Annotated in this window: 19 protein-coding genes; 10 read left to right on the top strand and 9 right to left on the bottom strand. The window is 47.7% G+C overall.

The features are described 5' to 3' along the window. The first annotated feature begins 74 nt into the window (after positions 1 to 74). Together QQL66_RS17750 and QQL66_RS17745 are read left to right on the top strand one after the other, a co-directional pair. Positions 75 to 2060: a hydantoinase/oxoprolinase family protein gene (locus tag QQL66_RS17750; RefSeq protein ID WP_284383241.1), complete on the top strand. Its 1986-nt coding sequence runs from the start codon at positions 75 to 77 to the stop codon at positions 2058 to 2060. Between the two features lie 21 nt (positions 2061 to 2081). Continuing rightward, on the top strand, positions 2082 to 2696 hold the full coding sequence (locus QQL66_RS17745; RefSeq protein ID WP_284383240.1) for a trimeric intracellular cation channel family protein: 615 nt from the start codon (positions 2082 to 2084) through the stop codon (positions 2694 to 2696). Between the two features lie 48 nt (positions 2697 to 2744). Here QQL66_RS17745 and QQL66_RS17740 read toward each other — a convergent pair whose 3' ends face one another. From QQL66_RS17740 to radC, 4 genes are all read right to left on the bottom strand, one after another. Beyond that, positions 2745 to 3341 (bottom strand): YhgN family NAAT transporter, encoded by a 597-nt coding sequence (locus QQL66_RS17740; RefSeq protein WP_284383239.1) that lies wholly within the window; start codon positions 3339 to 3341, stop codon positions 2745 to 2747. Between the two features lie 135 nt (positions 3342 to 3476). Continuing rightward, a complete protein-coding gene (gene rpmG, locus QQL66_RS17735) occupies positions 3477 to 3632 on the bottom strand; it encodes a 50S ribosomal protein L33 (RefSeq protein WP_284383238.1) in 156 nt (51 codons plus the stop codon). Positions 3633 to 3644: 12 nt separating this feature from the next. Continuing rightward, positions 3645 to 3881 carry a 50S ribosomal protein L28 gene (gene rpmB / locus QQL66_RS17730; protein WP_284383236.1) on the bottom strand — a complete coding sequence of 79 codons (237 nt, stop codon included), beginning with the start codon at positions 3879 to 3881 and terminating at the stop codon, positions 3645 to 3647. Positions 3882 to 4110: 229 nt separating this feature from the next. After that, positions 4111 to 4785, bottom strand: a complete 675-nt coding sequence (gene radC, locus QQL66_RS17725; RefSeq protein WP_284383234.1) for a RadC family protein — start codon at positions 4783 to 4785, stop codon at positions 4111 to 4113. Positions 4786 to 4937: 152 nt separating this feature from the next. Here radC and coaBC point away from each other — a divergent pair, with 152 nt between their 5' ends. From coaBC to slmA, 5 genes are all read left to right on the top strand, one after another. Continuing rightward, positions 4938 to 6152, top strand: coding sequence for a bifunctional phosphopantothenoylcysteine decarboxylase/phosphopantothenate--cysteine ligase CoaBC (gene coaBC, locus QQL66_RS17720; protein WP_284383476.1), 1215 nt, complete (start codon positions 4938 to 4940; stop codon positions 6150 to 6152). A 110-nt stretch (positions 6153 to 6262) separates the two neighbouring features. Beyond that, the gene (dut, locus tag QQL66_RS17715; RefSeq protein ID WP_284383231.1) at positions 6263 to 6721 is read left to right on the top strand and encodes a dUTP diphosphatase; all 459 of its coding nucleotides are present in this window, start codon (positions 6263 to 6265) and stop codon (positions 6719 to 6721) included. Between the two features lie 108 nt (positions 6722 to 6829). Further along, positions 6830 to 9385, top strand: a complete 2556-nt coding sequence (locus tag QQL66_RS17710) for a phosphomannomutase/phosphoglucomutase (RefSeq protein ID WP_284383230.1) — start codon at positions 6830 to 6832, stop codon at positions 9383 to 9385. 68 nt (positions 9386 to 9453) lie between these two features. Beyond that, positions 9454 to 10359 carry an acetylglutamate kinase gene (gene argB / locus QQL66_RS17705; RefSeq protein WP_284383229.1) on the top strand — a complete coding sequence of 302 codons (906 nt, stop codon included), beginning with the start codon at positions 9454 to 9456 and terminating at the stop codon, positions 10357 to 10359. Positions 10360 to 10531: 172 nt separating this feature from the next. Further along, a complete protein-coding gene (gene slmA / locus QQL66_RS17700) occupies positions 10532 to 11131 on the top strand; it encodes a nucleoid occlusion factor SlmA (RefSeq protein ID WP_284383227.1) in 600 nt (199 codons plus the stop codon). Between the two features lie 85 nt (positions 11132 to 11216). On the opposite strand, the gene QQL66_RS17695 is transcribed toward slmA, so the two are convergent. Continuing rightward, the gene (locus QQL66_RS17695) at positions 11217 to 11864 is read right to left on the bottom strand and encodes an ABC transporter ATPase (protein WP_284383226.1); all 648 of its coding nucleotides are present in this window, start codon (positions 11862 to 11864) and stop codon (positions 11217 to 11219) included. 112 nt (positions 11865 to 11976) lie between these two features. On the opposite strand from QQL66_RS17695, the gene QQL66_RS17690 reads away from it, so the two are divergent. Further along, a complete protein-coding gene (locus tag QQL66_RS17690) occupies positions 11977 to 12750 on the top strand; it encodes a sulfite exporter TauE/SafE family protein (RefSeq protein ID WP_284383225.1) in 774 nt (257 codons plus the stop codon). An 85-nt stretch (positions 12751 to 12835) separates the two neighbouring features. Here QQL66_RS17690 and pyrE read toward each other — a convergent pair whose 3' ends face one another. Continuing rightward, positions 12836 to 13477: an orotate phosphoribosyltransferase gene (gene pyrE / locus QQL66_RS17685; RefSeq protein ID WP_284383224.1), complete on the bottom strand. Its 642-nt coding sequence runs from the start codon at positions 13475 to 13477 to the stop codon at positions 12836 to 12838. A gap of 177 nt (positions 13478 to 13654) precedes the next feature. On the opposite strand from pyrE, the gene QQL66_RS17680 reads away from it, so the two are divergent. Continuing rightward, positions 13655 to 14455, top strand: a complete 801-nt coding sequence (locus QQL66_RS17680; protein WP_284383223.1) for an exodeoxyribonuclease III — start codon at positions 13655 to 13657, stop codon at positions 14453 to 14455. Positions 14456 to 14504: 49 nt separating this feature from the next. On the opposite strand, the gene QQL66_RS17675 is transcribed toward QQL66_RS17680, so the two are convergent. Then, positions 14505 to 15569: a GGDEF domain-containing protein gene (locus QQL66_RS17675; RefSeq protein WP_284383474.1), complete on the bottom strand. Its 1065-nt coding sequence runs from the start codon at positions 15567 to 15569 to the stop codon at positions 14505 to 14507. 124 nt (positions 15570 to 15693) lie between these two features. Further along, positions 15694 to 16665 (bottom strand): 2Fe-2S iron-sulfur cluster-binding protein, encoded by a 972-nt coding sequence (locus tag QQL66_RS17670; protein ID WP_284383222.1) that lies wholly within the window; start codon positions 16663 to 16665, stop codon positions 15694 to 15696. Positions 16666 to 16800: 135 nt separating this feature from the next. On the opposite strand from QQL66_RS17670, the gene QQL66_RS17665 reads away from it, so the two are divergent. Next, positions 16801 to 18102 carry an NAD(P)/FAD-dependent oxidoreductase gene (locus tag QQL66_RS17665; RefSeq protein ID WP_284383221.1) on the top strand — a complete coding sequence of 434 codons (1302 nt, stop codon included), beginning with the start codon at positions 16801 to 16803 and terminating at the stop codon, positions 18100 to 18102. A gap of 160 nt (positions 18103 to 18262) precedes the next feature. On the opposite strand, the gene QQL66_RS17660 is transcribed toward QQL66_RS17665, so the two are convergent. Beyond that, a complete protein-coding gene (locus tag QQL66_RS17660) occupies positions 18263 to 18772 on the bottom strand; it encodes a hypothetical protein (RefSeq protein WP_284383220.1) in 510 nt (169 codons plus the stop codon). Positions 18773 to 18797 lie beyond the last annotated feature (25 nt).

Raw genomic sequence — 18797 nt, 5'->3', positions numbered from 1 at the left:
GCTTTTTCACTTGTTCCCAACCTGGCACCCCCTTAAAATTCCGTTTCAGTCTGCTCGCACAATAAGGAAGCCTCATGTTTCTAGGCGTTGATACCGGTGGTACCTTCACAGATTTTGTTCTATTTGATGGCCAACAGATAAAAGTTCACAAAGTCCTTTCCACTCCTGATGCCCCTGACCGTGCAATTCTGCAAGGTATTGAAGAGCTTGGCTTACACCCCTTAATCGAACGAGGTGAATTGATACTGGTTCATGGCAGTACTGTCGCTACCAATGCAGCACTGGAAGGAAAAGGTGTCAAAACCGCCTACATCACTAATCGAGGCTTCAAAGATACGCTCACAATCGGACGTCAAACCCGTAAAGAGCTTTACAACCTAACGCCCACAGAAACGCCACCACCAGTAGAAGCCAACTTATGCCTGGAAACAGGAGGGCGGTTAGATGCCAACGGTAGCGTATTTGAACCGTTAACGGCAGAAGACATTGCGCTTTTGAAAGCACAACTGGCTGAATTACAACCAGAGTCCGTAGCAATTAACTTGCTATTCTCATTTCTGGATGACCAGTTTGAACAACAAATCGAGCAAGCGATCGGCGACAGCTATTACACCTCTCGATCGTCTTATGTGTTGCCTGAGTACCGAGAATACGAGCGAGGGATGGCAACCTGGCTAAATGCCTGGCTCGGCCCTTTGGTATCAACCTACCTGACACAACTGAAAGACAGGGTATCACCGTCACCATTAGCAATCATGCAATCATCCGGCGGTACCATTGATGCTTCTCAAGCGGCCAATCGCGCAGTAAATCTATTATTGTCGGGACCAGCAGGAGGCTTGGCAGCAGTACGTTCGCTGACTAAAGATATCAATGAACAACGCCTGCTGACCTTCGATATGGGCGGCACATCCACCGATGTGGCGGTGATTGATGGGGAAATCCGTCTGACCAATGATGGCCACATTGGTGATTATCCAGTTGCGGTACCGATGGTAGACATGCACACCATCGGCGCAGGTGGTGGCTCCATCGCCTATCTTGATCAAGGCGGTTTACTGCAGGTAGGCCCTGAATCGGCAGGTGCCTTTCCCGGGCCAGCCTGTTACGGCCGGGGCGGTACACGACCAACCGTCACCGATGCTAATACCGTGCTTGGACGCTTACGCCCAGAGGCCTTTTTGGGTAAACAAATGACTCTGGATTTGGAAAAGGCCAAAGCAGCCGTCAACACCATTGCCGAACCGCTCGGGTTAACCACAGAAGAAGCCGCTTTAGGCATCATTACCATTGCCAATGAGCACATGACACGAGCATTAAGAAACATCGCCGTAAAACGCGGTGAAGACCCGAGAGACTATCGCTTAACCTGTTTCGGTGGCGCCGGCGGCTTGCATGTCTGTGATATTGCAGAATCCATGAACATTAAGACAGCGCTGGTACCACGCCTCGGCGGAGTACTTTCTGCCTACGGCATGTTGGTAGCGCCACACGAGCGCCAGCTGTCGAAAACCGTCAATCTCGATTCAACCCAATTACAGTGGTCTGAAATCGATCAACAACTGACAGATTTAATCGAGCAGGGCAGATCACAACTATTGGCAGAGGGTGTTCTGTCAGAGCAGCTGGAACAACAGGTTTCTGCGGATTTACGTTATCAGGGGCAATCCTTCACAATTAATCTCGCCATCGAACCAAGAAGCGACCTCATCGAACGCTTCCATCAAGCCCATCAGACACGCTTTGGTCATAGCATGAATCTGGCAGTGGAGTTAGTAACCTTACGAGTACGTGTGTTTGCTTTCACCCATCAGATCTCAATGCCGGAATTAAGCAACACCATCAGCAACACAGGCGATCAAGCAAGTGCACCGGAAGGCGAGGTAGCGCTCTTCCAGATTTCGGATCAGGTGCCCAGATATCAACGTGAATCGTTACCGGCAGGAGCAGTGATTCAAGGGCCGGCACTGATCAGTGAACAAGTTTCCACTACACTGATAAAACCAAACTGGCACGCCACCGTCAGCAAGCACGGACACCTGCTATTAGAGCAACACTGATTACTAATCGATACCAACGACATGACTGAATTAATTATCTATAGCCTGGATTTATTCGGGGTGGCCGTGCTGTCCGCATCAGCCACCCTGGCTGCACGCGGAAAAGGCATCGATTTATTTGGCGTTATTGTTTTAGCGTTAGTGACGTCTGTGGGTGGAGGCACCTTCCGGGATCTGGTGTTAGGTAACACCCCTGTGTTTTGGGTGAGAAATGACATTTACGTGTTTGTGGTGTTAGCTTCGGTCATCTTGACGATGTCGTTTGCCAACCACATTCACCGAAAACGTCAATGGTTGTTGTATATGGATGCCATCGGCTTGGCTACGTTTAATCTTATCGGGATTCAGGTAGCTCAATCATTGGATGCCAGCCCCACCATTTGCATTATCATGGGGGTTATGACCGGGACGGTTGGAGGTATGATCCGTGACGTCCTCACTAACGACATTCCGCTGGTTTTAAGAGAAGAGATCTATGCTCTGACCGCCATTGCCGGCGGTGTCAGCTACTTTGCGACCGAATCACTGTTAGACGAGGAGTGGCGCATCCTGCTCACACTCAGCATTACCTGTGTATTACGTGTGATTGCCATACGCAAGCACTTGAGCTTGCCTACCTTTACCAGCAAGCATTAACGAATAAACAACACCTACGGAAGAAGACGCCCTACGAGCACAAGTCTCTTACATGCTTTGGGTTTGAACGTAATGCACCACGCCATCCAAAAACATTTGCACCGACATCATCACCAGAATCATCCCCATCAGGCGTTCGATAGCAATCAAACCCCGTTGCTTCAATAACTTAAACAACGGCTTAGAGGCTAACAAGATGATGGAGCTAAAAAGCCAGGCGCAGAATAAGGCCAAAGCCCATTCCAACTGACGTTCTGGCTCATTGTTCACTAACAGGATCAACATCGCCAAAATCGAAGGCCCGGCAATCATAGGTGTCGCCAACGGAACAACGAAGGGTTCGCCTTCGGGTTGCGCCCCCATGACACCACCACGCCCTGGGAAAATCATCCGAATCGCGATGATAAACAGAATAATACCACCGGCAATACTGACCGATTCCTGCTTCAGATTTAGCGCATTGAGAATCGCCTGACCAGCAAACAAAAAGATCATCATGATCGTAAGCGCAATCAATAGCTCACGACGCAGAACTGCAGTACGACGCTCTTCCGGCACGGACTTTAATACCGACATAAAGACAGGTAAGTTCCCCAATGGATCCATAATCAAAAACAACATCAGAAAGGCATTGAGAAATTCCATAGTAACCTCAATCGATTAATTCTTAGGGAAAGTTTAGACGAAGCCGGCAAAGTACGGGCAGTGGTGTGTTTGCTTGAAAAGTACCAAAACGAAAAAACCCGGCATAAAGCCGGGTTCTCGCTGGAAGCAGAAATCTTATTTGATTTTAGCTTCTTTATAGATCACGTGCTTACGAACAACAGGATCGTATTTTTTGAACTCCAACTTGTCTGGAGTATTACGCTTGTTCTTGTCCGTAGTGTAGAAGTGACCAGTACCAGCAGATGAAACTAGTTTAATTTTATCACGCATGGTTCAGGCTCCTTAAATTTTTTCGCCGCGAGCGCGAAGGTCAGCAAGTACAGCCTCGATGCCCTTCTTATCGATAATACGCATACCTTTAGTAGAGATACGTAGTTTTACGAAACGTTTCTCGCCTTCAACCCAGAAACGGTGCGTCTGCAGGTTTGGCAAGAAACGACGCTTGGTTTTGTTGTTTGCGTGTGAAACGTTGTTACCAGTGACTGGACGCTTACCAGTTACTTGACAAACCCTAGACATTGTTTCGCCTCCAACGAATTATATTCGTCGCAATAAATTCTGTTAACTAATGATGCTCTTGTATATTAAGCCACCAGATTTAACTCAATCTGATTAATATTTTTGGCACCGGCATAAATCGAGCGGGCATTTATACCAGAGCGACCAACCAATAGCAAGTTTTATTGAATATTTCATATACAAACAGTGCTGTTTGGGTCAAATACAAGATGAACAGCAAGTTTATACATCAAAGTAAGCCTCGTTCCGCAAAACTTACCACATCCGGATCACCGACCACAAAATGATCCAAAACCCGAACCTCTATTAATGACAACGCATTAATCAACTGGTCGGTGATTTGACGGTCTGCACGACTCGGTTCAGCCACACCGCTCGGATGATTATGTGCAAAGATCACCGCGCTGGAGGATAACTCCAAGGCTCGTCGTACCACTTCTCTCGGATAGACACTGGCAGCATTAACGGTGCCCCAAAACAGCCGTTCAAAGGTAATCACCCGGTGTTGATTATCCAGAAACAAACACGCAAAGACTTCTCGCACTTCATCTCTCAGTTCACGACCGATCACTTCTCTGGACTGAGCCGGAGAGGTTAATGCGGTTCCGCGTTTCAAGCCCGTTTGCAAAACCCGCTTACTCATTTCCATCACAGCCTGTAACTGAACATACTTGGCTTGCCCGAGACCATGCGATTGACAGAACCGATGCTCCGAGGCTTTTAATAAGCTGCGCAAATCGCCGTATTCATTCAGTAATTCCCGAGACAAATCCAACGCTGTCTTTCCTTTTACCCCCGTTCGCAAAAAAATCGCCAATAGCTCGGCATCCGATAAGGCTGTGGCTCCGCGCTCGATCAGTTTCTCCCTTGGGCGTTCCGCTAATGGCCAGTGATTAATTGCCATGTTCTGTCCTCCTGTGACTGAGCCTTACTCAGTAACAACTTCATATCAGAGAGAACATCCGCTTATTGTCTGAATTTGCAGTCAGCCGTGGTATATTCTGCTTTTTTATCGCATTGAAAGGACGGATCACACAGATGAACTCAGGAAATATTCTGTCTCGTTTGCAAAACAAGCGTATTCTGTTGGGTATTACTGGTGGTATTGCCGCCTATAAGTGTGCAGAGCTGGTCCGTCATTATAAAAAGGCTGGCGCTGAAGTTCATGTGGTCATGACCCGATCCGCCCAAGAGTTTGTCACGCCTCTGACCTTACAAGCCCTGTCAGGGAACCCCGTACATACCAGCCTTCTCGATCCTGAAGCAGAAGCTGGCATGGGCCACATTGAGTTAGCTCGCTGGGCCGATTTGATGGTTATTGCTCCTGCCACAGCGAATTTCCTGGCAACGCTGGCACAAGGGAAAGGGGATGATCTATTAAGCACCATCTGCCTGGCAACAAAGTCCCCAATTGCTTTGGCTCCGGCCATGAACCAACAAATGTGGGCCAGTCCAGCCACCCAAAACAACATCGCACAATTGAAAAGCCTTTATGATGAGCAACGATTGATCTGGATGGGCCCGGCTGAGGGCGAACAAGCCTGTGGTGATGTTGGTCCCGGCCGAATGCTCGAACCTGAACAAATCACAGAGCTTACTGCTGAATACTTTGAAGAGGGCGCCTTTACCGGTAAACACGTAGTGATTACGGCCGGTCCAACGCAAGAAGCCATCGACCCTGTGCGCTACATTTCAAACCACAGCTCTGGAAAAATGGGCTACGCATTAGCTCAGGCAGCGGCAGATCAGGGAGCCCAAGTAACCTTGATTTCAGGACCAACAAACTTACCCTGCCCGGACCGGGTTGAACGCATTCAAGTGAAAAGTGCCGAGCAAATGCTCGAAGCCAGCTTGCAACGTATTTCTGAGACCGATGTTTTCATCGCTTCAGCTGCAGTTGCGGATTATCGACCATCCGAAATCGCCGAACACAAAATCAAAAAAGTGGACGGGGAAGACCAGATGATCATCAAGCTAGTCAAGAACCCGGACATTGTCGCCACCGTGGCTCAACACCCGGAACGACCATTTACGGTGGGCTTTGCTGCCGAGACGCAGGATGTCGCTCAATACGCCCAAGCAAAGCTGGCGCGTAAAAATCTCGACATGATAGTGGCCAATGATGTTTCCAATACAAAGATTGGCTTCAACAGCGATAATAATGCTGCCACTGTTTTCTGGGGAAGCGGTCAGAGAGAACTGGAGCTGATGTCGAAAGCCCAAATGGCCAGCGAAATTCTTAACTGTATCAAGACTCAGTTAAAGGATTAGTCACACGCCACCCCTAACTTTGTGGCTACAAATTCACACAATTTAGACGATTCAATTTTATCGTCCAAAATGAAATACTACTTATTAATTCAAGACTTAAAGGTAAATACATGTCTGTAATTGTAGATCTTAAAATCCTTGATGACCGTTTAGGTCAATCTATTCCAATGCCTACGTACGCGACTCAGGGGTCTGCCGGTTTAGATCTACGCGCCTGTTTGGACGAAGCCTTAACCATTAACCCGGGAGAAACGCATCTTATCCCGACAGGAATGGCCATCCACCTTGATGATCCAGGTTTGGCAGCGATGTTGTTACCAAGATCCGGCCTAGGCCATAAACACGGCATCGTGTTGGGTAATCTGGTTGGTCTGATCGATTCGGATTACCAGGGCCAGTTAATGGTGTCGGTATGGAACCGTGGTAACACCAGTTTTACGGTTGAAATCGGTGAACGTATTGCCCAGATGGTGATTGTGCCAGTGATTCAACCAGAATTTAAAATCGTCAGTGATTTTGATGAATCTCATCGTGGTGAAGGTGGATTTGGCAGTACAGGCAAACACTAATCACTTCGGTTCAACGAGAGAGATCGGGGGAAAGCATAGTGTGCGATCATAATAGGCTATGCTTATCCCTTACATGGACTCAGTAACTAAGCAATTTAGGACTCTAACGTGGCCCTTTTTAAAAAGAAAAACACTGAAGCCGACGTAGCCCCCAAAGCGTCAACCAAACAACCAGCTAACCCAAAACAGAAAAACGGTCTGTTCGGGTTAACCCTTGTATTACTGGTGTTTATCTTAATTGCCATCGCCATCAGTACTGGCGTCCAACTTCTCTCAAGCAGCGACGCGAACCAAAAACACGTTAAGACACTGCAACATACGCTGGGAACGAATTACCTATCGCAACTCAATAACAACCTCAGCAACGCTCAGCAAGCCTCGCAAGGTGTTGCAACTCAGGCAGGCTTAGCCTCAATTATTGCAAGTCGCGACCCTCAAGCCATTCAACAAGCAGAACGACGCATTACGGCTACTCTGCCATTCGCCGTCAGCACCCGAATCATTCCTGTAGGCCATGCTCAATTGGACACTCATTCAGACATTCCACTGACGTTTGCAGGTCTGGATATGGTCAAACGTCTGGAAAAAGGGAAGAGCGTTCCTGTGGAATTTCATCGTCTCAATAAGCGTTATTATCTGCAAAGCATCGCTCCGATTAATAATGCCCAGGACAAGATGATTGGTTCTCTGTTGATTACGTTTGATAGCAGTGCCGTGATCGGCAGCTTCTTCTTAATGGACTCATCGCTTGGGGAGTTGATTATTCAACAACAATTCTCCAATGGTTCGCCTACCTTGCTCTTCCAGCAAGGACAAGGCAACAACCAGAATCTGGTCTTCACTCAAAACTCAAACGTCCCGCATATTCAATTAAGCTTCAAACTATCGAACGCTCAATTATCGCAACCATTAGTCGATCAAAATCAGACCTTTATTGCCAGTGCCATAGCCAGTTTGCTTGTTATTGTTGGTATGTTGATTTTCCAATATGTACTGAACCAAAAGCTCAACAAAAACATGCATATGCTGTCAGAGCTGACACTTTCCCTAACCGGTGGCCGCAAGCCTAAGATGCCAGATTTCTCGTTACCACAGTTTGCAACTCTGGCTCAGGCGCTGTATCAGCAGACCCGCCGAAATGGCCCGGGTATGATCGATACCTTAATTCCAACAACGCCTGATGTGTTTGAGAATTCATCAGCCCAGGATCAAGCGGACATTGCCACCGACGATCTTCATTTGGACTTGGATCTGGACGAAGAATCGATGGAACTGGAAGAAGGGGACAGCCAGCTGGTTCCGGCTCAGATTTTCCGAGCCTACGACATTCGCGGACAAGTTGGCTCACAACTGACACCAGAAACCATAGAACTGATCGGTCAAGCCATTGGCAGTGAAGCCTACGAACGAGGCCAACAAACGGTATACGTCGGCTACGATGGCCGTCTGTCCAGTCCGGAATTAGCGAATGCGATGATTCATGGTTTGAAATCCACCGGCCGTGACGTGATCGATATCGGTCAGGTAGCCACCCCCGTTGCCTACTTTGCCGCCTTTACGCAAGACTCCAATACTTGTGTGATGATCACCGGATCTCATAATCCACCGGAATATAATGGCATCAAGATCGTGATCGACGGTGAATCTCTGCATGAAGAGGGCATACGGAATCTCTACACCCGCATCATTGAAAACGATTTACTCTCCGGTGAAGGCTCCTATCACAAAGCCAATCTGGATCAGGACTACCTAGAGCGCATCGTTTCAGACATTGCAGTGGCCCAACCGCTGACCGTAGTTGTCGACGCCGGTAATGGGGTCGCAGGCCAATACGCACCGAGACTGTTTGAAAGCATCGGCTGTGATGTTATTCCCTTGTATTGCGAAGTGGATGGCAACTTCCCGAATCATCACCCGGACCCGACCATAGAAGCAAACCTGAAAGACCTGATTGCCACCGTTCAGGGCAAGCATGCGGACTTAGGCGTTGCCTTTGATGGTGACGGAGATCGACTGGTGGTGGTCGATAATGAAGGCAACATCGTCCAACCGGATCAGCTAATGATGCTGTTTGCGAAAGATGTGCTCAGCCGCTGCCCTGGCACCGACATCGTCTATGACGTGAAGTGCTCCAACAAACTTGGCGCTTACATCAGTCAACAAGGCGGTCGCCCGGTGGTATGGAAATCAGGCCACTCCCTCATTAAGAGTAAGATGCAGGAACTCGGCGCCACCTTAGGCGGCGAAATGAGCGGTCATCTGGTATTTAATGAACGTTGGTATGGATTTGATGACGGACTCTACGCAGGTGCCCGATTACTGGAACTTCTGAGCACCGATCCAAGACCGGTATCTGAAGTATTTCAGGACTTCCCGGTTGGCCTGCTAACGCCGGAATATCACATCGAAACAACCGATCAGCGTAAGTTCGACATTATCAACAAAGTGAAAGAACACCTGAATTCGCCTGCCGCGACCATCACCGAAATTGATGGCATCCGAGTGGATTACGATAACGGCTGGGGACTGGTTCGAGCCTCAAATACCACGCCTACCTTAACCCTTCGATTCGAAGGGGATGACCAGGACGCTCTGACCCTGATTGTCGAAGAGTTTAAAGACGCACTGGCCCAGGTCGATCCATCATTGCAAATTCCGTTCTAAGGGGGTTTAATCCCCCTCCCAATCGATTCAAACACTTATATCAGCTAACCTGAGTTTCAGGAGTCATCATGACCCTCGACAGAGAACAAGCACTCAATACAGCCACAGTACTTAGTACTGCACTGCCTTATATCCAGAAGTTTTCAGGCAAAACCTTAGTCATCAAATACGGTGGCAACGCCATGGTCGATGAAAACCTGAAAATTCAGTTTGCCCGAGATGTCGTATTACTGAAAACCGTAGGTATTAACCCGGTGGTAGTTCACGGCGGTGGCCCTCAAATCGGCGACCTTCTGGAAAAACTGAACATTGAATCGAAGTTCATCGACGGTATGCGAGTAACCGACAGCGCCACCATGGATGTGGTTGAAATGGTTCTGGGCGGTCAGGTCAACAAAGACATCGTGAACTTGATTAACAATCAAGGTGGCAGTGCCATCGGTTTGACCGGTAAAGATGGCAAACTGATTACCGCAGACAAACTCAAAGTGACCCGCAAATCACCTGAGATGCAACAACCAGAGATTATCGACATTGGTCATGTGGGCCAGGTTCGTTCGGTCAACACCGATCTGATCAACATGCTGGTCAGTAGTGACTTTATTCCTGTTATCGCCCCTGTTGGTGTGGATGAGAAAGGGCAATCCTACAACATCAATGCCGACCTGGTAGCAGGTAAAGTAGCTGAAATTCTTAAAGCAGAGAAACTGATGCTTCTCACCAACACCGCCGGTTTGCTGGACAAACAAGGTGAAGTATTAACAGGCTTAAATGCCAAACAGGTGGATGACCTGATCGCTGACGGCACCATTTATGGCGGTATGCTACCAAAGATTCAGTGTGCGCTGGATGCTGTACGTGCAGGTGTAAAACGCGCTCATATTATCGATGGCCGTGTTTCACACTCCATTTTGTTAGAAATCTTCACAGATCAAGGCGTCGGCACCTTAATCACTAACGAAAAGCTTGATTAACATATCAACCTGGCGGCATTCATCAGGAACCTATGAATGTCGCTCTGGTGTACTTCTCTCTGGAAGACTGTCCCAACGCTATGATTCCTGGGCCTGACCCCAATTGAAGCACGACAACCAACCATAATAGGTTCCGCTGTAACCTTTATTTTCCGATCAAGGAAGCTTTTCTATGACCGAAAACGCAAAGAAACCTTCTCGCAAGTTGCAGATACTGGAAGCCTTGGCCTCTATGTTAGAAAGCAGCCCAGGCCAGCGAATCACGACCGCTGCACTTGCGAAAGAAGTAGGGGTTTCCGAAGCGGCGCTTTATCGCCACTTTCCAAGTAAAGCGCGAATGTTTGAAGGACTGATCGAGTTTATCGAAGAAACCTTATTCTCGAACATCAATCGCATTATGCAAAATGAAGCCAACACCTTAGTCCGGTGTGAACGCATTCTGAGTCTTATTTTGATGTTTGCAGAGCGCAACCCTGGGATGTGCCGCATTCTCAATGGGGAAGTACTCGCAGGCGAAAAACCCCGACTCAGGGAGCGCCTGGAACAACTGTATGACCGTCTGGAAACACAGTTTAAACAGGTTCTGAGAGAAGCCGAGATTCGAGATCAACAAACCACTCGCATCGGCGTACAGGAAACAGCGCAACTTTTGCTGTCGTTTGCGGATGGACAAATTAATCACTACGTCCGCAGTAATTTCAAGAAAAAGCCAACCACCTGTTTCGAACAACAATGGCTGGTCATTCAACAAGGGTTATTAGTGGTTGCTTAATCACACCCTCTGCTGAATACACAAAGGCCGCTCTATGAGCGGCCTTCTTGATTGCATTAGATGAATTGACTCAGGGTACAGCCAATCATTGCACCGCTTTGTTCTTGCCCCGTTCCTGGTAGATTTCCGTCATACGATCAATATCGCGCTGAAACTCTACACGAATCACATCTTTGCTTTGTTCAATCTGATCAATATTGTTCTGGATATCCTGAATCTGTCGTTCGTAACGCTCAAGCTCTTCCACGGTTTGTTCATGCACTTTTTTCCCCGAACGCTCTTGCTCGGCCGCGTACGTTTCCAAATCTTCTTTCTTGCTGTTCAGTGTCGCTAGCTGACCTCGCTTACGACTGATCTGATAGTCGAGCTCAGAGAGTTTACGCTCAAGGGCCCGTTTCGCATCGTCAGGGTGGCTGTACAACTTCTTCAGACGTTCATCGATCACTCGCTGCTCAGCCGCCCGTTTACGTCTTTCAGCATCTAAACGTTTCGCTTCATCTCGCTCAGCCAGTTCATCTTCAGTCGGTGCAGGAGGAATTTTTTTAAGCACCTGACCACTGGAAGTAATCACTTCATAACCAAATTTCACATATTCGGGCGGAATATAGGTATTAATGACCTGTACGCCGTTTTCATCTTTATAACGGTAATACTCAGCCGATACCGCCCAAGCACTGATCGAAACCAGTAATACAACAAGGATGCTTTTAATACCAGTAGGCAAGTTATTCATAATCGAAAAATAAGAAATCAAACGTTATACACAGGTTGCGTGATAGACTTGCGGTCGCCAGTCAACAATAGAACTTTATACATACTCAATACTATAGCAATACCAATACCTTATGACTATTGACCTAACCTTAATTATCGCTTTGTTTGTTATTTCTTTGATCGCTAACGCCTTTTCAGCGATGGCCGGAGGCGGTGCCGGATTGTTGCAGTTGCCGGCTTTATTGTTCTTGGGACTGGCATTCACGCCCGCCTTAGCAACCCATAAGATCGCCAGTGTCGCTCTGGGGGTTGGGGCCACTATCCGCCATATCAAAGAAGGCTCGATTAACTGGCGGTTTTCCGCGTTTATCCTCGCCTGTGGACTGCCCGGAGTGATTCTTGGTGCCAGCGTCATTATTCACATCCCGGATTTCTATGCACAACTGGCGCTTGGACTGTTAACGGTTGGGCTCGGTATTTACTCGGCCATTAAACCGGAATTAGGAAAAGAAGCGAAACTCATTCCCTTCAGCCTAGGCCATTACACATTAGGTGGCGCCGTGATCACCTTTATCGGTTTTCTGAACGGATCTCTGACCTCAGGCACCGGTTTGTTTGTCACCTTATGGCTGGTTCGCTGGTTTGGCCTGGATTACTTACGCGCCGTCACCTACACCTTGATTCTGGTGGGCTTATTTTGGAATGGTACAGGGGCACTGACGCTGGCCTTACAGGCGCCGGTGGAGTGGCTGTGGCTACCAAGTCTGCTGCTTGGTTCATTGTTGGGCGGCTACCTCGGAGCGCACTTATCCATTGCCAAAGGTAACACTATGATCAAACGAGCTTTTGAATTGATGACGGTTGCCACAGGTCTGAGCTTAATCGTGAAAGCCCTCTGGTTTTAAACCTTAACGGCTGAACGTGTATAAAACAAACAGACACAAAAAAGGCCGATCTAATGATCGGCCTTTTTACGGAATTCACTATCGACTATACACCATAGGTATCGCGATAAGCGCGTACAGCATCCACGTGACCGGCCAACGCTGGTTCATCTTCAACGAATGCTAACACTTGTTCTAAGTTAACAATGCTCGCCACTGGCATTTGATAGTCGCGTTCCACTTCCTGAATCGCAGATAATTCACCCTTGCCTCGCTCCTGACGATTAAGAGCAATCACTACACCGGCAGGCTCTGCACCATTATCCTTGATGATCGACATCACTTCACGAATGGCAGTACCCGCCGTGATTACGTCATCAATGATCAACACCTTACCTTTCAATTCTGCACCAACCAAAGTGCCACCTTCACCATGATCTTTGGCTTCCTTACGGTTGAACACGTATGGCACGTCGCGACCGTGGAACTCAGCCAACGCAAATGCAGTTACAGCCGCCAGAGGGATGCCTTTATAGGCAGGACCGAAGATCACATCAAACTCAATCCCGGAATCAACGATGGCTTGTGCATAGAATTTGCCCAGCGCGGCCAAAGACGCACCTGAATTGAACAAACCGGCATTAAAGAAATATGGACTGATTCGACCGGATTTTAAGGTAAATTCACCAAATTTTAGTACTTCCTGGTCGATCGCAAACTTGATAAATTCCTGCTGATAGTCTTGCATGAGAAGTAGGCCTCTTTTTTGCTGTGAGCGTATTATGGTGATTCCAGCCCCACAAGCAAGTATAGAAAGGTTGGGATACAATTAATTAACAATAAAAATAAGCTTTTTTGACTTGTCATTATTAATCTCGGGCAACGAGTCAGGTATTATACGCACTCTCGAAATTGGGAGCTTTCAATGAGGATAATCAGTCTTAACGTAAACGGCATCAAACAAGCAGCCGAAAAAGGCTTTTTCGAATGGATGATCGAACAAGATGCGGATGTAGTTTGCGTACAGGATTTACAGGCTAAAGAATATCAACTCAGTGAAGATATGATTAATCCGGGGAATTATTCGGGTTACTTCTTCGACGCTGACGAAGATGGTTTCTCTGGTGTAGCGGTTTATTGTAAAGAACCACCGAAAGCCATCATGTTTGGATTAGGCAACCCAGAATTTGATATGGAAGGGCGCTTTATTCAGGCAGATTTTGAAAAAGTAAGCATTGCATCGGTACTGTTCCCGTCTGGGGTCGCAGGCACACCGCTGCAAGAGCACAAATTTCAATTCATGAAAGCCTTTATGGGTCATTTAAAAAAGACCTTACGTAAACGTCGTGATTTTCTGTTTTGCGGCACATTTTATGTCGCCCATAAAACGCATGACGTACATGACTGGAAAAACCAGCAAGGCAAGTCCGGCTTTATGGACGAGGAACGCGCATGGATGGATCACATCCTTGGCCCGATGGGCTATGTGGATTGTTTCCGCGAAGCCAATTACGACCAGGATGAGTTCTCTTGGTGGCCTCAGACAGAAGGTGCCTGGGAACGCAACGAAGGCTGGCGTATTGACTACCAGCTGGGCACACCGGGTTTGAAACGTCGTGCGGCGCAAGCCAAAATCTACAAAAACAAACGATTCAGTGATCACGGTCCGGTAATTATTGATTATGATTATGAGCTGAATGGTGAAGAAGACTTCAACTTCTTCTGATCGATATACGTTCTATAGAAAAGGCCAGACTCACGTTCTGGCCTTTTTATTAGGCAATTTCCAATAACTGTTCATCAATGTCCGCAAATGAACAGTTACGTCCACTCTCCTTGGCCTGATACAAATATTTATCCGCCATCGTGATCATATCATCCCAGCTCTCATGTTCATCGGCAGAAACAATCCCGGCGCTGATCGACAAATTCAGTGCGTGACCAGCGATTTCAAAGGAAGAAGCCGACAGCTCATAGCGCATACGCTCAATGATATTAATGCCTTCCTTCAAATCTGTATTTGGCAACAAGACTAAAAACTCTTCGCCGCCCCAACGAACCACCACATCGGTTTCTCGCAGGGAATGCTGTAATGAAATAGCCACCTTTTTAAGCACTTTATCGCCGATTTCATGGCCGTACCGATCATTGATCTTCTTAAAGAAATCTACATCACAGATCGCCAGTGTGGTCTGCTTTTCTATGCGCTGTTCAAAAATATCGCGAATGGCTCGACGATTATACAAGCCGGTCAATTCATCCCTCGTCGCCATCATTTTTAGCATCGCATTCGCTCGATGGCTGGAACGTTGCGCCTGAACCCGCGAAACTTCCATTAAATAGCCCAGCGCAATAACAAACAGCATCGAGCCGGTGAATCGAAGCTTGGTATTTAGTGAATAGGTCGCCAGCAAGTGCGACAACTCAGGATAGAAAAGTAAGAACACAGAAACCGCATAAACACTTACAGAAAGAATCAGACCGATTCGTGCACCAAGTAAGGTAAACACAATCAAAGGATATGTATAGAACCAGAAGATACCGGTGTTATCTTCACCTCCGGTATACAGCAGAAATAAATTAATGACGGTAAAGCCTGTGGCGATGGTGAGATGCAACACCCGGCGATTGTTACTGCGCCAGAAATACAGAGCCAACAGAGACGCCCCCACCGCAAACAAGGTCAGCGTGAGCGCATAGGCATACAAACCAGAGAAAAAAGACTTCACTGCAAACAGGCAGAGAAAAAAACTGCCCAGAATGCACACCGCCAAACAAAAGCGGTCGTTTCTTTTTTCATAATCTTCAATCGAGACCAGATTATCGAGATGGGATACCACCAAAGCGTCTCCAATTAAAACAACATATCCGACCCTATTGAATATACTTTGTGACCTATTTCACACTCCATTTGGTTTTAGTGAACAAATGTAAAACACTGTTTCCAGATATTAGGAACATTTATCAGGATTGAGCCGCTTCGAACGCATCACAGAGAATATCCTGCATTTTCGCTCCACGCATAAAACTCGCTTTCTTCAATTGCGCCACCATGCTCGGTGCACCGCACAAATAGACACGATGGTCTTTTAACGATGCATGTCTCGCCAACACGATCTCTTCCACATTACCGATGTCAATGTCGTTGGCAGGGGAAGCTTCGCCACCACGTCGCATAACTTTATGTAACTTTAATTGAGGATGCTTCTGTGCTAATGCATCTAACTTATCCAGATAATAAAAGCCCTCGTAATCACCGGAAGCCACATAAAGATCGATCTGTGCTTGGTGATGATTAGCCAGCGCATCTTTCAATACGCCGTAAATCGGTGCTAATCCGGTGCCGGTAGCGACCATCACCAGAGGCTGTTGATAACTGGCGGGGTCATAGACGCAATCGCCGAACGGCGCTTCAATCCGAAGTGAATCGCCGATGGCAACCTTATGTTTAATCCATTGACCAAACCGACCGTGCGGGTAGATGCGTATATGTAACTCAATCATGCCATCGGCCGACCGACTGGCAATGGAATAGCTGCGAATCACGGTATCGTCTTTGATACAGTTAATAACCTGACCGGCCTGCCACTTGAAATCCGTTTCCAAACGAACGCAAAGCACATCCTGATTCAGCATGAAGTGATCCAGTACTTCAGCCTCATGACTGACACTCGACGCATCCACCAGCTCAACGGCCAAATCATCGGAAGGAAAACAGCAACAGGCGAGAAATATGCCGGCATTCACTTGTGTGGCAGGCAACCCCTGCTGTGCTTGGGGCAACACAGCACCGCTTACCAGTTTGACCTTACACGCCTGACAAATCCCCGCCCGACACGAGTTCGGAATCAAATATCCCCGATCCAACAAGTTTTCCAACACACTCTTTGAAGGGGTGATTTCAAACGTCTCTTGTTGGAAAGTCAGCTTAGGCATGAGGCTCTTCCTATCGAAATAAATGTAACTTTTCCAGACACATTAAGAACAATCAGCACTATAAGAGTGCATTTTAATTCTGGTTTGTTTGGATCTCAGATATAATGACCCCAAATTTTCTACTGGGATATCACCATGATAAAACAAAAGATAGTGATTGTCGGTGGTGGAGCAGGCGGCCTCGAACTAGCAACCAAACTTGGTAACAAGCTAGGCAAAAAAGGGCACGCTACCGTAAAGCTGGTCGATGCCAGCGATACCCACCTATGGAAACCCCTCCTCCACGAAGTCGCCACCGGCTCCATGGACTCAGGGATCGACGAACTCAGTTATCGAGCACACGCTTATAACCACGGGTTCAGCTTTCACCTCGGACGCATGGCCGGGCTAGACCGAGATAAGAAAGAAATTATTCTTTCCCCCATCATGGAAGGCGACAAAGAAGTTCTTCCCGAACGCCGCCTCAATTACGACCTGTTAGTGATGGCCATTGGCAGTGTTACCAACGACTTTGGCACGCAAGGCGCTGCAGAGAACTGCTACTTCCTCGACAGCCGTGTTCAAGCCGAGCGCTTCCACAAGAAACTCCTCAACACCTATCTGAAAGCCAACGCCGAAGCCAAAGGCCGTGACGATTTCACCTTGAATATCGGCATCGTCGGAGCCGGAGCCACCGGTGTCGAGCTTGCCGCAGAGCTGCACAACACCGCAGAACAGTTAGCCGCCTATGGATTGGATAACCTCAAACAAGAGCAGTTGAAAGTCACTGTGATTGAAGCAGGTGAACGCATTCTGCCGGCATTACCGCCACGCATTTCCTCTGCCGCGCATCGTGAGTTGGAAGGTTTGGGGGTTACGGTTTCCACCAACACCATGATTACTCAAATCACCGATCAAGGCTTTGAAACCAAAGACGGCTCGCTGATTAAGTCTGACTTGAGAGTGTGGGCCGCCGGCGTTAAGGCCCCTGAATTCTTAAAAGACATTGCCGGCTTAGAAACCAATCGAGTCAATCAATTGCACGTTAAAACAACGCTGCAAACCACTCGCGATGACGACATCTATGCCATCGGCGATTGTTCCTTTCTCTTACAGGACAATGGCAAGCCCGTACCACCACGTGCCCAGGCCGCTCACCAACAGGCCAGCCATGTCTACAAGAACATCATGAACCGTTACAAAGATAAGCCACAAAGCGATTACACCTACCATGATCATGGCTCGCTGGTGTCGTTGAGTCGCTATTCAACGGTAGGTAGCTTGATGGGGAATCTCACCAAAGGCTCAATGATGGTTGAAGGACGCATTGCACGCATTGTGTATATCTCCTTGTATCGACTGCACCAGATTGCCCTGCACGGTTACTTTAAGACCTTGCTGATTGGCCTTTCTGGTCGAATCAATCGCGTGATTCGCCCTCGCTTGAAGCTGCACTAGATCATCGGTCAAATAGCTGAGCCAACTCAGTTTGCATAGACGTATCGTTTAGTGATTAAAGCTCATCAGCTGCTGGAAAGCGGCTGCTGAGCAATCAAGCTCGCAGATACAGTAAGTCTGAACACTAAATAATATATCGTCAGGAAAGAACGCTCAGATATCAGGATTTAGGGTAGAGACGAATCAAACCTTGCTTGCCCGCCAAATCAGGGATCAGCCAGATTTCATGAAAGGGGTGTACCTTAGGCACCTTCAGCGCCGCCATGGCCACTTCAAAATCCCGTCGGTTCCATTTTGGCGAAGCATTCCTGATTACCAACCAGGGTTGACGGCTTCGGTAATACTTCTTCGATTTCTTATTGAGCAGTTCAGACAAGGCATCCAGTAAATTGGTTTGCAAGGGTGACAATGGCACCATGCTCCGAGCCGACAGCAATGTATCGGTGGAGAAGGATGAATCCACCAAACTCTTGAGTTGTTTGGCTTCTTCTTCGTTACTGTACAGATGAGCGATTTCCAGATCTTGCGGTTCACCATCAATACAGACAGTGACATCCGGTTTGCGTGGCATGTTTAAATGGTCGAACGCGGCTTGCACCTGATACAAACCCGAATAGGCTTTACAGAAGGTGTTCGCTGCCGTTACTTCTAAATATTCTTTCTCATCCATGAGCTTCAGCCTCTAGCGTATTGAA

It is taken from the genome of Litoribrevibacter albus (assembly GCF_030159995.1).
GTDB lineage: Bacteria > Pseudomonadota > Gammaproteobacteria > Pseudomonadales > Litoribrevibacteraceae > Litoribrevibacter > Litoribrevibacter albus.
This window is presented reverse-complemented; position numbering and strand designations above follow the sequence as displayed.

Coding starts and splice junctions, on each gene's coding strand:
- QQL66_RS17750 (WP_284383241.1), top strand. CDS start 75: ATGTTTCTAGGCGTTGATACCGGTGGTACCTTCACAGATTTTGTTCTA.
- QQL66_RS17745 (WP_284383240.1), top strand. CDS start 2,082: ATGACTGAATTAATTATCTATAGCCTGGATTTATTCGGGGTGGCCGTG.
- QQL66_RS17740 (WP_284383239.1), bottom strand. CDS start 3,341: ATGGAATTTCTCAATGCCTTTCTGATGTTGTTTTTGATTATGGATCCA.
- rpmG (WP_284383238.1), bottom strand. CDS start 3,632: ATGCGTGATAAAATTAAACTAGTTTCATCTGCTGGTACTGGTCACTTC.
- rpmB (WP_284383236.1), bottom strand. CDS start 3,881: ATGTCTAGGGTTTGTCAAGTAACTGGTAAGCGTCCAGTCACTGGTAAC.
- radC (WP_284383234.1), bottom strand. CDS start 4,785: ATGGCAATTAATCACTGGCCATTAGCGGAACGCCCAAGGGAGAAACTG.
- dut (WP_284383231.1), top strand. CDS start 6,263: ATGTCTGTAATTGTAGATCTTAAAATCCTTGATGACCGTTTAGGTCAA.
- argB (WP_284383229.1), top strand. CDS start 9,454: ATGACCCTCGACAGAGAACAAGCACTCAATACAGCCACAGTACTTAGT.
- slmA (WP_284383227.1), top strand. CDS start 10,532: ATGACCGAAAACGCAAAGAAACCTTCTCGCAAGTTGCAGATACTGGAA.
- QQL66_RS17695 (WP_284383226.1), bottom strand. CDS start 11,864: ATGAATAACTTGCCTACTGGTATTAAAAGCATCCTTGTTGTATTACTG.
- QQL66_RS17690 (WP_284383225.1), top strand. CDS start 11,977: ATGACTATTGACCTAACCTTAATTATCGCTTTGTTTGTTATTTCTTTG.
- pyrE (WP_284383224.1), bottom strand. CDS start 13,477: ATGCAAGACTATCAGCAGGAATTTATCAAGTTTGCGATCGACCAGGAA.
- QQL66_RS17680 (WP_284383223.1), top strand. CDS start 13,655: ATGAGGATAATCAGTCTTAACGTAAACGGCATCAAACAAGCAGCCGAA.
- QQL66_RS17670 (WP_284383222.1), bottom strand. CDS start 16,665: ATGCCTAAGCTGACTTTCCAACAAGAGACGTTTGAAATCACCCCTTCA.
- QQL66_RS17665 (WP_284383221.1), top strand. CDS start 16,801: ATGATAAAACAAAAGATAGTGATTGTCGGTGGTGGAGCAGGCGGCCTC.
- QQL66_RS17660 (WP_284383220.1), bottom strand. CDS start 18,772: ATGGATGAGAAAGAATATTTAGAAGTAACGGCAGCGAACACCTTCTGT.